Origin of the sequence: Pseudoalteromonas sp. J010, assembly GCF_003934235.1 — a bacterium.
Lineage (GTDB): Bacteria > Pseudomonadota > Gammaproteobacteria > Enterobacterales > Alteromonadaceae > Pseudoalteromonas > Pseudoalteromonas peptidolytica.
Window position 1 is genome coordinate 1 of sequence record NZ_RDBW01000027.1, and the last position, 13,590, is coordinate 13,590.

At 43.0% G+C, this 13,590-nt stretch carries 9 protein-coding genes; 4 read left to right on the top strand and 5 right to left on the bottom strand.

Annotated features, from left to right (window positions below):
* Positions 1 to 12: 12 nt before the first annotated feature.
* The 3 genes from EAG18_RS14655 to EAG18_RS14665 form a co-directional block, all read right to left on the bottom strand.
* Entirely contained in the window at positions 13 to 1,236 is a 1,224-nt protein-coding gene (locus tag EAG18_RS14655) for a DUF642 domain-containing protein (RefSeq protein ID WP_125253126.1), read from the bottom strand.
* Positions 1,237 to 1,494: 258 nt separating this feature from the next.
* Positions 1,495 to 2,439: a substrate-binding domain-containing protein gene (locus EAG18_RS14660; RefSeq protein ID WP_275557307.1), complete on the bottom strand. Its 945-nt coding sequence runs from the start codon at positions 2,437 to 2,439 to the stop codon at positions 1,495 to 1,497.
* Positions 2,440 to 2,699: 260 nt separating this feature from the next.
* Entirely contained in the window at positions 2,700 to 3,890 is a 1,191-nt protein-coding gene (locus EAG18_RS14665; RefSeq protein WP_125253127.1) for an MFS transporter, read from the bottom strand.
* Between the two features lie 112 nt (positions 3,891 to 4,002).
* Between EAG18_RS14665 and EAG18_RS14670 the strand changes: the two genes are divergently transcribed.
* Complete coding sequence (locus EAG18_RS14670) at positions 4,003 to 4,893, top strand: LysR family transcriptional regulator (protein ID WP_125253128.1); 891 nt, start codon at positions 4,003 to 4,005, stop codon at positions 4,891 to 4,893.
* Positions 4,894 to 5,097: 204 nt separating this feature from the next.
* On the top strand, positions 5,098 to 6,042 hold the full coding sequence (locus tag EAG18_RS14675) for a metallophosphoesterase (protein ID WP_125253129.1): 945 nt from the start codon (positions 5,098 to 5,100) through the stop codon (positions 6,040 to 6,042).
* 26 nt (positions 6,043 to 6,068) lie between these two features.
* Here EAG18_RS14675 and EAG18_RS14680 read toward each other — a convergent pair whose 3' ends face one another.
* Positions 6,069 to 7,775: an alkaline phosphatase D family protein gene (locus EAG18_RS14680; protein WP_125253130.1), complete on the bottom strand. Its 1,707-nt coding sequence runs from the start codon at positions 7,773 to 7,775 to the stop codon at positions 6,069 to 6,071.
* Between the two features lie 143 nt (positions 7,776 to 7,918).
* Positions 7,919 to 8,839, bottom strand: coding sequence for a sensor domain-containing diguanylate cyclase (locus tag EAG18_RS14685; RefSeq protein WP_275557308.1), 921 nt, complete (start codon positions 8,837 to 8,839; stop codon positions 7,919 to 7,921).
* Positions 8,840 to 9,043: 204 nt separating this feature from the next.
* Between EAG18_RS14685 and EAG18_RS14690 the strand changes: the two genes are divergently transcribed.
* Positions 9,044 to 10,219 (top strand): efflux RND transporter periplasmic adaptor subunit, encoded by a 1,176-nt coding sequence (locus EAG18_RS14690; protein WP_125253132.1) that lies wholly within the window; start codon positions 9,044 to 9,046, stop codon positions 10,217 to 10,219.
* A 2-nt stretch (positions 10,220 to 10,221) separates the two neighbouring features.
* Positions 10,222 to 13,407 (top strand): multidrug efflux RND transporter permease subunit, encoded by a 3,186-nt coding sequence (locus tag EAG18_RS14695; protein WP_125253133.1) that lies wholly within the window; start codon positions 10,222 to 10,224, stop codon positions 13,405 to 13,407.
* The last annotated feature ends 183 nt before the right edge of the window (positions 13,408 to 13,590 follow it).

The window sequence follows — 13,590 nt, forward strand, 5'->3', positions numbered from 1 at the left end:
CTGCATTAATGGTTATTGGCAATTAGCGACATAGGTTAAATCGTTAATATGCTCCGGTGCGTCCATGATATAAGTCGCTTCGCCTGTATTGGCATCTAGCGTATAAAGTTTTGCATCCTCACCTTTGTTACGCCCAGACACATATAATGTGCCATCGCTACTCACTGCAAGACCCGAAGCCCAATTTACGCCATGCTCACCCACTAAGTCTAACGTCATGGCTCCTTTGTCAAGCACATACAATGCTTTGCCTGTTAACACATAAATTAGATTCGTGTCAGCTGAGTATGCAATATCGCCATGTGAGAAATCATCACCTGCATAGCTTAATTTGCCTAGTACCGTTTTTGCACCACTTTGTAAGTCAAACTCGTACAAGTACGTTTTACTGCTTGAAAGGAGCTTTGTACCATCTGGTGTAACCGCTGAGCGGTAAATCGGCCAAGAMACGGTATTGGCTGCRAGCGTTTGCTCGGCGCTATCTAGCGAAACTTTCCACAGTGATGAAGCTTTGGTCGTACCGTTAGTCTGCTCCATAAAATATAGCTCACCGTTGTGCGCCGCGATGTTAGAGGCGGTGTTATCRACGCCTTCTACATATGAATACGTACCACCACTGGTATCAAAGTGATAAACATAACTATTGCTTTGTTCGCCGAAGTTGTTTATGCCATAAACACCCACTTTACAACCCGTCGTTGGTGCTGGTGTCTGTGCTTCTTCTGTCACAACAACGTTGTCGAGTAACGCACCATAAGAATCAGAAGTACCAACTCCTTGAAATTTGAGTTGTGTTGAGCTTGATGTCGCCTCTACAGTAAACTCGTATTTTGACCATCCTCGTGTCGTCGCATTCATTGTTGCCAGCGTATTTTCGCCAAACCAAGCGCGTGCAAGATTTGTTGAGTTATTATCTACAACACGAGCCGAGTAATAAAAGCTCACTTTGTATTTTTTACCAGCTGTAGTCGGTATGTCTTGATAAATCGTGTAATTAGCCGTTGAATCAAGCTCTAAATACTGATCCCCGTCTTGTGCGTTAATGATACCAAGACTTTGCTTTTGGATCTCGAACCTTGCTCCGTCTCGATTCCAGCCCTGTAAGTCATTAAACAAAGCCCAATTGCCAGAAATACTACCTGATGTTTCAAATGAACCATTGATGACTAAATTATCAGCAGCATTGGCTGACCCAACTGCTAACAACATCGCACCTGCAATAACGCTTAATTTCATACCTACTCCAAACCACAAGCTGAATTTGTAAATTAAATGTTTACAAAAATCAAAACAACATACTACCATTGTCGTACTTTTCTACTCCATGGTCAATGAGCAATCAAAAAACCAGACTTAATCATTTATTTAATCCATTTCCACTCATAAAAAACAATACTTTTTAACTAGAGTGTTATGGGTGCGATTGAAAGTAACACTACCATTTCAAAGAATGCGTACATTAAACTCGGGGTTGTTAAACATAGAAGGGGGTCTTTAGTAATTTACCGTGCAGCTTCGTGTATTTTCTTGGTTACAATAATGAAAGTCTAAATAGTAGCTGTCTTGTGATGGCATTTTTCCCAATTTAATGGCGTGATACAGCAGCTCAGCTCCCTTGCGACCCATTTCAAACGGGTTTTGACCAATGTTTATTGTGGACAAGCGGTTTTCTAAGGCTCTCAACTGTATTTCTTCAGTATCAGCCGAAATAATTACGGCTTTTTCGCTACTCACTTTTTCCCTGTACGGAGTCAACTTCGTTATATATTTTGGATGAAACTGAGCAAAACCTGCTACCGCTAAAAAAATAGGCGGTTTCTCATACTGCATTAGTGCCAATAGTTGGCTAAGAGCATCGTCACGCTTGCCCATCGTATATAATGGGCAGCGCTCAAACTCAATCCAGCCATGCTCGCCTTTAAGTGGCTCTATACTTGAGTGCTCAGATAGTGCATACCTGACACCGTTCATTCGCTTATCTAGGTTTGGTGTTGAGTGGTGCCCTGTTTGTATGCAGATTTGTTGTGGCTCGCTAGACTTAAATGCTTTGGCGGCCTCACCTAACGCAACACCGAACGCAAAATTATCGGTACCTACATATGCGAGGCGATAACTTTTATGTGCTTCCAGTAAATCTGAATCAAAGGTTATTACTGGTATATTAAGCTGCTTTGCTTTTTTCAGTGAACGCGAAACCAAGAAATCAGAATCAGTCGTGGAAATTAATAACCCGTCTACTTTTTGCGATAATAAGTCATTTATCACTAAGCTTTGTGTTCTAAAGTCCTGATAATCATCAGCACCATCGTAAATACATGTCAAGTCAACATGACGACGTGCAAAATGAACACAGCCTTTGAAAGATTGCTCATAAAAGCTGTCGTTTTTAGTCTTACCAACGACGGCAATGGTTATGCTGGCGTACGCGTTCTGGCTCATAACTAATAGGCTTATCAAGCCTATTGCGATTACAATAAAACGCTGTACTTTATGAGTTAACTGCATGTTTCGAGTGGACTATTTTTAATCTCTACAGCAAGCATAACCGATATTTTAGACAACGCAACCCTCAATAAACCGGCATATAAAACAAGCAACAGGATGAACAATTAATGCAATGCCTAGGCTAGTCGCCCTACTCATCTAGAAGTACTTCAATAACGAACAATTCACAGGACGCTAAGCATTGCAGGTTTATTTTAATTATTGGCGTTCGTAAACTCTCTGTCTTTGGGTTTACTATCCAAATGTCCGCTACAGCGGGTTGCTATCAACGCCATCATGCTTATCAGTGCACCGACCCAAGCGGTATCTTGTAGTGACATGCTGTCAACAATCTGCCCCCCAAGAATAGATCCAAGTGCGATCCCTATGTTAAATGCCGCAATATTAAAACCTGATGCGACATCAACCGCCTTAGGAGAAACCTGCTGAGCCAATTGCACAACATAGACCTGTAACCCAGGCACGTTACCAAAGGCAAAAGCTCCCCATAATACGACCGTTATTATCACACCGACTTTGGACTGCATAGTGAAGGTAAGCGCCAACAACACCAGGCTAAGCATGGTAAAAATAATGGTAAGCGCACTGACAGCACCCTTTTTATCAGCTAGTTTACCACCATAAATATTCCCGACCGCAACAGAAACGCCATACACTAGCATGACAAGGCTTACCGCAGTAGAACTAAACCCAGCTTGTTGTTGTAATATGGGAGCCAGATAGGTAAAAGCGGTAAACGTGCCACCATACCCCAATATTGTGATTAAAAACACAAGGAGTAGCCTAGGCTGTGCAAGCACTTTTACTTGCTCTGAAAACCTTGCGGCAGGCGCTTTTTCAAGATTTTTAGGAATAAGCAATACGCAACCAACGAGTGCGATAAAACCAAGCCCAGCCACAATTAAGAACGTCGCCCGCCAGCCAAATATTTGCCCTACCCATGTACCTAACGGCACCCCGGTGACTAAAGCAACGGTCAGGCCTGTAAACATAATAGCAATTGCGCTAGCAGCGCTTTCTTTGGCCACTAAACTAGCTGCAATTGTCGCACCAATAGAGAAAAACACCCCATGTGCAAGCCCAGTTAGAACACGAGCAATAACTAACCTTTCATAACTTGGAGCTTGCCAAGCGATAAGGTTACCGAGAATAAATAGCACCATTAAACTGATAAGCAACCGCTTTCTCTCCCATGTGTTTGTAAGCGCAGTTAATAGTGGAGCGCCTATCGCTACGCCAATCGCGTAAAGGCTCACTAATAAACCTGCGCTAGGCAAAGACACGTTCAAATCAGCAGAAATGGTTGGGACTAACCCAACGATGACAAATTCAGTGGTTCCAATAGCGAATGCACTGAGGGTCAGTGCGAGTAAAGCAAACGGCATAGTGTACCTTTTGTGCCAAGATTAAATAGTTGCTGTAGTGTGCGTGAAGTTTTATTTGCCAAAAACAGTAAAAATGACAAAATACTTTTGTCAAAATTGAAAAGGTAACCCAATGGCTGTGAATTCAAAATCAGAAGATCTCGACGCTTTCGTTAGTGTGGTAGATACAGGAAGCTTCTCATCCGCTGCCAATTTGATGGATCAACAAGTTGCAAAAGTATCTAGAGCTGTAACCCGCTTAGAAAAGTCATTGAATGTAACGTTATTAAATCGTACCACGCGGCGTATCGAGTTAACTGAAGAAGGAACACTATTTTTGAACTATGCGCGCCAAGCGCTGAATACGCTTGCCCAAGGAGAAGAAGCGTTGCGGCTTCTGCGATTTTCCCCTGCAGGGAGGCYAAGAGTAGATGCTGCCAGTCCATTTGTACTCCACCAGCTTACCCCTTTACTTAAAGGCTTTAATAATGCTTTTCCCGCGATTAATCTTGAAATTACCAGTCATGATAGCATCATTAATTTGCTGGAATACAAAACTGATATTGCAATTAGAATTGGCGATTTACCTGACTCTAACCTCCATGCTCGCCTATTAGGGCGCAGTAAATTACATCTAGTCGCAAGCCCTGACTATCTTGAAAAGCTTGAAAACCCAAAGAATGAGCCTCTTGAACTTGCTGATCATCGCTTAATTGGCTTTACTGATGCGCCGCATCTCAATCATTGGCCACTACACACACCACAACAACTAAAATTTTCCATAAGTGCGTCGAGTGGCGAAACTGTGCGGCAACTTTGTATTGCTGGCCACGGTATCGCACTTTTATCTCACTTTATGGTCTGTGACGATATACGTTCAGGTAAACTGGTTGAGGTATTTCACGAGCGCATTGTTTCACCTAATAGACGAGAAACAGTGCAAGCTGTTTACTATCAAAATAGTGCCGTCTCATCGAGGGTTTCTGCATTTTTAGATTACATTACCCCTAGACTGCAACTTTGATTATCAAATTAAACAAGTTACAAATTCAGTATGTACGCTATAGATCAATCAATGTGTTTCATTTTAATCGACAATCACAGCTCGCTATGTGTTGAAAATACAACCGCGAGCCATGAAAGCCTATCGCTTAAAATCCCCATTGTAGAGACTAATTCTGTCACAGAGATAGTGTATGATGCCTAGCTCAATCCAAGGAGCATTATCGTGTCACAAATATTCTCATTTACTATCGTACTTACTTTTCTGATTTGCACATTTCATGCTTCAGCAACTTCCTTTTTAGCTTTTGGCGATATGCCATACACACAGGTAGACCATGAAATGCTGACATCAACAGGGGTGTTACATAAGTTAGCGAATGCGACTGAGCATGACTTTATCGTCCATGTTGGTGATATGAAGTCTGGCTCACTTTCATGCACGAATGGATTACTGCGCAGCAATTATGCTCTGATTTCTAATGTGAGTAGCAAACCCTTTGTCTACACACCTGGGGACAATGATTGGACAGACTGCGATCGTGAAACACTCTCGCCAAGATATGATGAGCTAGAAAGGCTGAACTTTATTCGCGATAACTTTGCAGTCCAAAGCCCTCATTTGCCACAATTTAAGCGCCAACTCACTCTACCAGAAAATCAGGCATGGGTAATTGATGACGTACAGTTTTTAACCTTGCATATCCCCGGTACCAATAATGGCCGCAGGCAGATTTTACTTTCAAATAAAAAAGCGGCGTACAATGCATCCCAAAGTCGTGATGAAGAAAATATAAAATGGCTGAATAGCTTGCTATCTTCTAAGCGTAAAGCGGCGGTTATATTCATGCAAGCCGACCTATATCAGCCACATAAGTACTCTGGACACTGTAACAAAACGACTAAAGCCAAGTGCGATGGCTATCAGCTATATCGCGAAACATTTGCACAATATGCAGCAAGGCTTAGTTATCCACTATTGCTGATCCATGGCGATACCGGTGAGTTTTGCTTTACTAAGCTTGCAAACAACCTGTGGCGGCTCAATGCACCGGGAGATTTTCAGTTTTTAGATATCGCAAAAGTCACTGTTACTGACGACAAAAATAAACCGTTTTCGGTTTCGGCATTGCACTCAAAGGCAAAGGTTGCCAAATGTAAGGGGCTGTAAAGCCCCTTTACTGTATGAGTCTAAGGTTATAATAACAGCTCTTGTTGTTTACTATGGCTTTCAAACTGCTCTTGCTGCACTGTGTCTACAAAGACCCACTCACTTTCTATTTTCTCTTTGCTGATATTAAGTGTYAAATAACCGCGCTGATGAATATTGGCATATTCAAGGTCATCTACTAACAATGTTAATACCTCAGCAAACTGTAACGCCTGCTCATCGCTCAATTGCAAATAGTGCTCAAGACCAGGAGAGCTCACCGAGGCCGTTGCATATTCATAGCCGCAAACCTCTCCCTTGGTATTACATAATTTACCTGACCACGCATTATGTGTGTCACCCGCAACAACGACTAGGTTTTTATTAGCGGCTTTTGCTGTCTGTAAAATAACTTCACGTTCAATCGGGTAGCCATCCCACGCATCAAGGTTGTACGGTGCAGTAAAATCTACTCGTGCTTTTTCTTGGACAGTTAGGGTCGGATCGCCCGCTATTAATCGTGTTTTTATTTGCGCAAGCTCAGACAGTTGTGCTGACATCTGCGCAGAAGGGTTTGCTAATGACATGAGTAACTCAGCAGGGATCATCATTTTGGTCATTAATACCTGCTGTCCCAACACTTGCCATTTGGCAGATGAAGTTTTCATATTATCGGTTAACCACGTAAGCTGTTCAAGTCCTAACAGTTGTTGCGTCGGTGCAGTGAGATCAGCTTGAAATCCAGTTATATCAAGTTGACCGCTTAAGGGGTCAATATAGTTTTGGTAATTTAAAGATTTTGCTCGACTTTCGTGGCGTGTGTCTAGCATATAGAGTGATAGTAAATCACCAAATTCAAACTTTCGATACAGACTTTCTAATTGCCCTTTGACCACAGGGCGTACTGGCATCCACTCATAATACGCTTGAAGGGCAGCAAGCTTACGGTCAGAGTATTCTCCCTCACCTTCATTATGATTTTCAGCGCCATCTAAATAGGAGTCGTTACAAACTTCATGGTCATCCCACACTGCAATAAAAGGCGTATTAGCATGGAGTGCTTGTAAGCCAGGATCCGTACGATACTTTGCATATCTCAAGCGATAATCATTTAACGAAATGATTTCTTCTGCATTATCGGACTCTAACGCTCTGCCCATTTGCGTCGCATTATCAGTCGCGTAGCCGCCCATACCATATTCGTAAATATAATCACCTAAATGCAATACAGCGTCTAGGTCATTACGCTTTGCAGCTTCTGCGTAAACATGAAAGTACCCAGCAGGATAATTTGCACAAGACATAACCGCCAATTTAACTTGGTTTACGTCATTAACAGGTAAGGTTTTGCATCTACCGATTGGTGAATGGGTTTCTGTGGTCACAAAACGGTAAAAGTATTGGCTATTTGCGCTTAGATCACTAAGATCGACCTTCACCGTATAATCGTTCTTCGCCTGTGCCACTAGCTGATGGCTTTGTAACAGCACCCCAAAATCCTGAGATTCAGAAACTTGCAAAGTGAGTGCAACACTACTTGGATTGCCTTGCGGCGTTACGCGAGTCCATAGGATAACTTTATCTGATAACGGGTCGCCACTGGCAACACCATGGTCAAACGCCACGGTAAAATCATTGCTTGCTATATCCTTGCTACCACTACTGCCACATCCGGTTAGCGAAACACTCACGGTTGCTGCCCCAATGCCAATCAGTGCACTTTTGATAAAATCTCGACGGGTAAAACTTGCCATTATTCTCGTTCCTTAACTACACAGTGCACCTTACGCTCTATTCTCCTTTTTGTATAAATAGATAACAGAGATGCACTGACTAACTTTTTGGACTGACAAGCTTAATGGGGCATTATGACAATTTTAGGACTGGTCTTATCTGTTTATTGCTCCATGGCAACCACGCTACCTCGTCCTTGACGTTTTGCCTCGCTCAGCGCTTCCTCAGCGCGGTGGATCATTGCTTCTACCGAGCTTTGAAGACCGCAAAACTCCACTACCCCGAACGAACTAGTAAGCGCGATGTTTTTATCACACGTCACCTCAAAGGCTTGCTGCACAATAAAATTTTTAGCACGAGCCGCCAACAATGAGGCACCTTCAAGAGCAGTATTGGGCAATAACAGGGCAAACTCAGTACCATTGATCCGCGCTATTATGTCGGTTTCTCTTAACATTCCATTAAGTAGGGAACTAAATTCAACAAGTACCCTATCCCCTACGGCATAACCATATTGCTCATTAATTGTTCTAAAATGATCAATGTCGGTAATAATTAGACTAAAAGGAACTCGGTAGCGCTCATATAACTTAATTTGACCATCAAGCTTTTCACTAAGTTGTCTGCGACTAGCAACCCGTGTCATCGGATCGATCTGAGACACAAAGTCGAGCTCGTTTTGCAAATGCGCTCGTTCACTCTCGAGCACCTTAATCGCGGTAATATCTTTACCGTATATGAGATAAGCATGGGAACTTAACGGGAGGCACTTTACACTAAAAAACACGCCGGTCAGGGTATCAATCTCCAATTCGGTAGCGCCCAGGTCTTGATTGCCCTTCAGACTTAAAAACCAGTCAGCCAATTCATCGCCGTCAATTCTGTCCTCAAAAACACTCCCCTGAGCAGATGAAAATAGCGCCTCTATTGTATTGCCAATTAACGACTTGTTGTGCTTACCAAGCAATGTTGCCATCGTATCATTACAAAAGGTTATCACATTCTGTTGGCTCACTATCGCTACTGCATCTTCACTTTTGTTCAGCGCTTCAATCAGTGTCATTTCTAAATGGTTTTCGCTCAAAATAATGGTTCTCCCTTGGCTTTTCCATACTGTAAAACAATTTATTTAATTTATCTTCTATCTCAGATAAAGCGCTCTCTTATTTTGGAATACACATCAATCAACATTTATTGATTCTAATTTGGCACCAATCATTTTCCCAATTACCTGTATTTAACGCAACAAATGAAACGTATAGTGTGCGTCATATACACAGGAGGCACTATGTTCAAACCAACCAGACTTGTCACACTCATTTCTGCTTTACTCTTACTCAGCGCATGCGGTGGATCAGAGCAAGCGATAACTAACGCTCCACAGTTACAACCTATCGATGTAGCTGCCACACCACAGATAAATGTTGCCGATTGGCACACTTATACAACGCGTCTTTCTTCTCCCAATGAGGTCGCGTTACGCGCCCGCGTAACTGGCGTTGTTCGATCGGTAAATTTTAAAGAAGGTGATACTGTTGAAAGAGGTGAGGTTCTTTTTGAGCTTGATGACCGTACTTTTTTAGCTGACGTGGCCAGCCTTGCTGCGCAAGTAACTCGAGCAGAGGCAGCGCTTTCGCAAGCGAAAAGTGAGTCTGCTCGAGCTCTTCGTCTTAGTAAACAAAAAGCCATATCCACTGAAGAAGTAGACGCTCGAGTTTCACTTACGGCACAGCGTCAGGCTGAATTAGACGCCTTAAGAGCCTCTTTTAAGTCTGCACAACTTAATTTGGAATTTAGCAAAGTCACGGCTCCTATTAGTGGAAAAATTTCATTTGCTGAAGTGACCCAAGGCAATACGATCCGTGCAAATGACACGCTACTCACAACGATTGTCGCGACCGACAAAATGTATGCGTATTTTGATATTGATGAACGCACATGGAACAGTCAATTCGCCACAGTAACCGACACAGATAAATTACCAGTAAAACTTCAGCTTTTAGGTAGCCAGGCACAGCCAATTATCGGCCAGCTAGACTTTATTGACAATGCTATCGATAACCACTCAGGCACCCTAAAAGTAAGAGCCTCTTTCGATAATAAAAATGGTTTGCTACGTCCAGGGTCGTTTGCTCGTGTGAGTTTATCATCCGGAGAACTTAATAACCGCGTGATAATACCTGATAAAGCTGTTGGTACAGATCTTAAAAATCGTTTTGTGCTTGTCGTAAACGATGCTAACACTCTTGAATATCGGTTAATCACGCTGGGTAATCGCTATGGTGAGTTTCGTGCGATTGAGTCAGGACTGAGCGCAGGTGAGCGCATTGCAGTCAATGGCCCTGCTCGGGTGGGCCCTGGAATGCCCATAAGTCCAAACAATGTAACACTTACGCTTCCCGAATCCATTTCAGCTCAAGTCGTTGCAATGACCGAGATTGAGTCAACACAAGGACTAAATTAACAATGAAATTTTCACATTTTTTCATTAAAAGGCCTATCTTTGCCGCAATGATGTCACTGGTGATACTTATCGCCGGTGCCATCTCCTTGTTTCAGCTGCCAGTCAGTGAGTATCCTGAAGTCGTACCTCCGACTGTTGTAGTGTCAGCAACTTACCCAGGCGCTAACCCCAAAGTCATTGCCGAAACCGTAGCAACGCCTTTAGAGCAAGAGATCAATGGGGTTGAAAATATGTTATACATGTTTTCACAAGCGACTAGTGACGGCCGACTGACACTCACCGTTACGTTTGCACTAGGCACAGATCTAGATAGAGCACAGGTTCAGGTACAAAACCGTGTAAACAGTGCCACGCCCAGATTACCAGAAGAAGTGCAGCGCCTTGGTGTAGTCGCAGAAAAAGCTTCTCCAGATCTTACTATGGTCGTGCATTTGGTGTCACCCAGCGGCTCTCATGACACGAGTTACCTTTCAAACTACGCGGATATTTATGTTAAAGACCAGATAGCACGACTACCTGGTGTTGGCGACGTACAGCTATTCGGTGGAGGAAAATATGCGTTGCGGATTTGGCTAAACCCCGAACAATTAGCTGAGCGTAACCTAACTGCCAGCGATATAGTTAAAGCAATAAAGCAACAAAACCGTCAAGTTGCGGCAGGCTCACTAGGTGCACAACCGACCACCAATGATAACCAATTTCAAATACTGCTAAACGTAAAGGGCCGCTTGGCTGAGATAAACGAGTTTGAAAACATTATCGTAAGTGTATCCAACGATGGAGCAATCACTCGATTACGAGATATAGGTCGAGTCGAGCTTGGACAAGATAATTATGCGTTACGTGCACTATTAGATGGAAACGAGGCTGTTGCGATGCCTATTTTCCAGCGCCCTGGCTCAAATGCTATCGAGCTTTCTGATCAGGTGCGTGAAACCATGAAATCACTTGCGACACGTTTTCCTGAAGGAGTCGAATACGATATTGTGTATGACCCAACAATCTTTGTACGCGGCTCTATAGATGCGGTTATCTCAACCCTTCTAGAAGCCATTGTTTTAGTTGTATTGGTGGTTATTTTATTCCTACAGACATGGCGCGCATCTATCATTCCTCTTGTCGCGGTACCAGTATCGTTAGTGGGCACTTTTGCTGCCATGCAGTGGCTTGGCGTCTCCATTAACACCCTCTCCTTATTTGGTTTAGTACTTGCCATTGGTATTGTCGTCGATGATGCTATCGTTGTTGTAGAGAATGTAGAGCGTAATATTGAAAACGGTCTTGCACCTTTCGAAGCCACAAAGCAGGCGATGTCTGAAGTAACAGGCCCGATTATTGCCATCGCGCTAGTGCTGTGTGCTGTATTTATTCCCACCGCATTTATTACAGGACTATCGGGGCAGTTTTACAAACAATTCGCCCTCACTATTACTATTTCTACGTTAATTTCCGCTTTTAACTCTTTGACATTATCTCCAGCACTTGCCGCGTTACTGCTAAAACCACACGGTGCCAAGCCTGATAGGCTCACTGTGATATTGAATAAACTATTTGGACAGTGGTTATTCAAGCCATTTAACCGATTTTTTGACAAAGCAGCACAAGGCTATGTCGCGCTTGTAAAAAGGCTGATCCGCTTAAGTGCTATCGTGCTAGTCATTTATCTAGGGTTGATTTTTGCCACAACAAAACTGTTTGATACCATCCCTGGAGGCTTTATACCGCAACAGGATAAACAATACCTCGTTGCTATCGCTCAGCTCCCAGATGCAGCCAGTTTAGATAGAACAGAGGCTGTTGTTCGTGAAATGGAACAAATTGCATTAAATACACCGGGCGTATTGCACTCTGTATCATTTCCGGGGTTATCTGTTAACGGCTTCACAAACAGCCCTAACAGTGGCATTGTATTTGTCACTCTGGATAAATTTGAAAATCGCACTACACCTGAACTTTATGCTTCCTCAATCGCAGCAAAGTTAAATCAGCAATTTACTGTCATAGATGAAGCATTTGTTGCCGTATTTCCACCGCCTCCTATTCAAGGTCTTGGCACAACTGGTGGTTTTAAATTGCAAATTGAAGACCGTGCTAACCTCGGATTCGAAAAGCTATTCGCAGATCTGCAAGCAGTAATAGCCAAAGCTCAGCAACAACCTGAACTGATGGGACTTTATTCTAGTTTTCGGATCCAAGTACCACAAATGGACATTGACATCGACCGTGAACAAGCAATGGTGCAAGGGGTGCCGCTTGAGGAAGTATTTAACGCATTACAGATCTACCTTGGCTCGATGTATGTTAATGACTTTAACTTGTTTGGTCGTACATACCAGGTGACAGCACAAGCTGACGCTAACTTTAGAGCAGATCCTGCACAAATATTGTCGTATAAAGTCAAGAACAACTACGGCCAGATGGTGCCGCTTGGCGCGGTATTAAAGGTAACGCCAACCACGGGTCCTGATAGAGTTATGCATTACAATGGTTATCCAACAGCAGAATTAAATGGTAGCCCAGCTCCAGGTTTTTCATCGGATCAAGCGCAAGTTGCGATTGAAGCGGTGTTAAATGAAACCTTAAGTGAGGGTATGGCGTTTGAATGGACCGAAGTAACCTATCAACAAATTCTAGCTGGTAATGTGATGATTTATATTTTCCCGTTAGTCGTCTTATTGGTATTTATGGTCTTAGCTTCACAGTATGAGAGTCTAAAATTACCTTTTGCAATTATATTAATTGTGCCTATGACGATTTTGTCTGCGCTGGTCGGTGTCTGGTTGACAGGTGGTGATAATAACATCTTCACACAAATTGCATTGATCGTACTGGTTGCTTTAGCCTGTAAGAATGCCATTTTAATGGTCGAGTTTGCTAAAGAGGAATATGAGCAAGGAAAAACAAATTTAGCGGCTATTATTGAAGCATGCAAATTAAGGCTCCGCCCAATTCTGATGACATCTATTGCGTTTACAGCTGGTGTCGTTCCTCTAGTTTTAGCGACGGGTGCTGGCGCTGAAATGCGAGAAACAATGGGAATTGCGGTATTCTCTGGCATGATTGGTGTAACGTTATTTGGCTTATTGTTCACGCCAATATTTTTTATGGCGATGACCAAACGCTTTCATACTTCTGCCAGCCACCAGACAAAAGCGGCTCACCAGCAGGTTGAAACCGACGTCAATTAGTTTGAAGGTAAGTAGTAATCATCTTAAAGGTCTCCAAGGAGGCCTTTTTTATTCCCCCAATCTAAGGAGCTGAATTAAGAGGTCTATTTTGAGGCGAGAAAATCTTGTCAATAACTTCGCTACCGCGTCCTACTACCGCTAAGATACCTATATCCATGTAGGAAAGACAAAATTTTGCTATCT

Excerpts from the sequence above, each read along its gene's own strand:
- EAG18_RS14660 (WP_275557307.1), bottom strand. The coding sequence starts at position 2,439 with ATGAGCCAGAACGCGTACGCCAGCATAACCATTGCCGTCGTTGGTAAG.
- EAG18_RS14665 (WP_125253127.1), bottom strand. The coding sequence starts at position 3,890 with ATGCCGTTTGCTTTACTCGCACTGACCCTCAGTGCATTCGCTATTGGA.
- EAG18_RS14690 (WP_125253132.1), top strand. The coding sequence starts at position 9,044 with ATGTTCAAACCAACCAGACTTGTCACACTCATTTCTGCTTTACTCTTA.
- EAG18_RS14695 (WP_125253133.1), top strand. The coding sequence starts at position 10,222 with ATGAAATTTTCACATTTTTTCATTAAAAGGCCTATCTTTGCCGCAATG.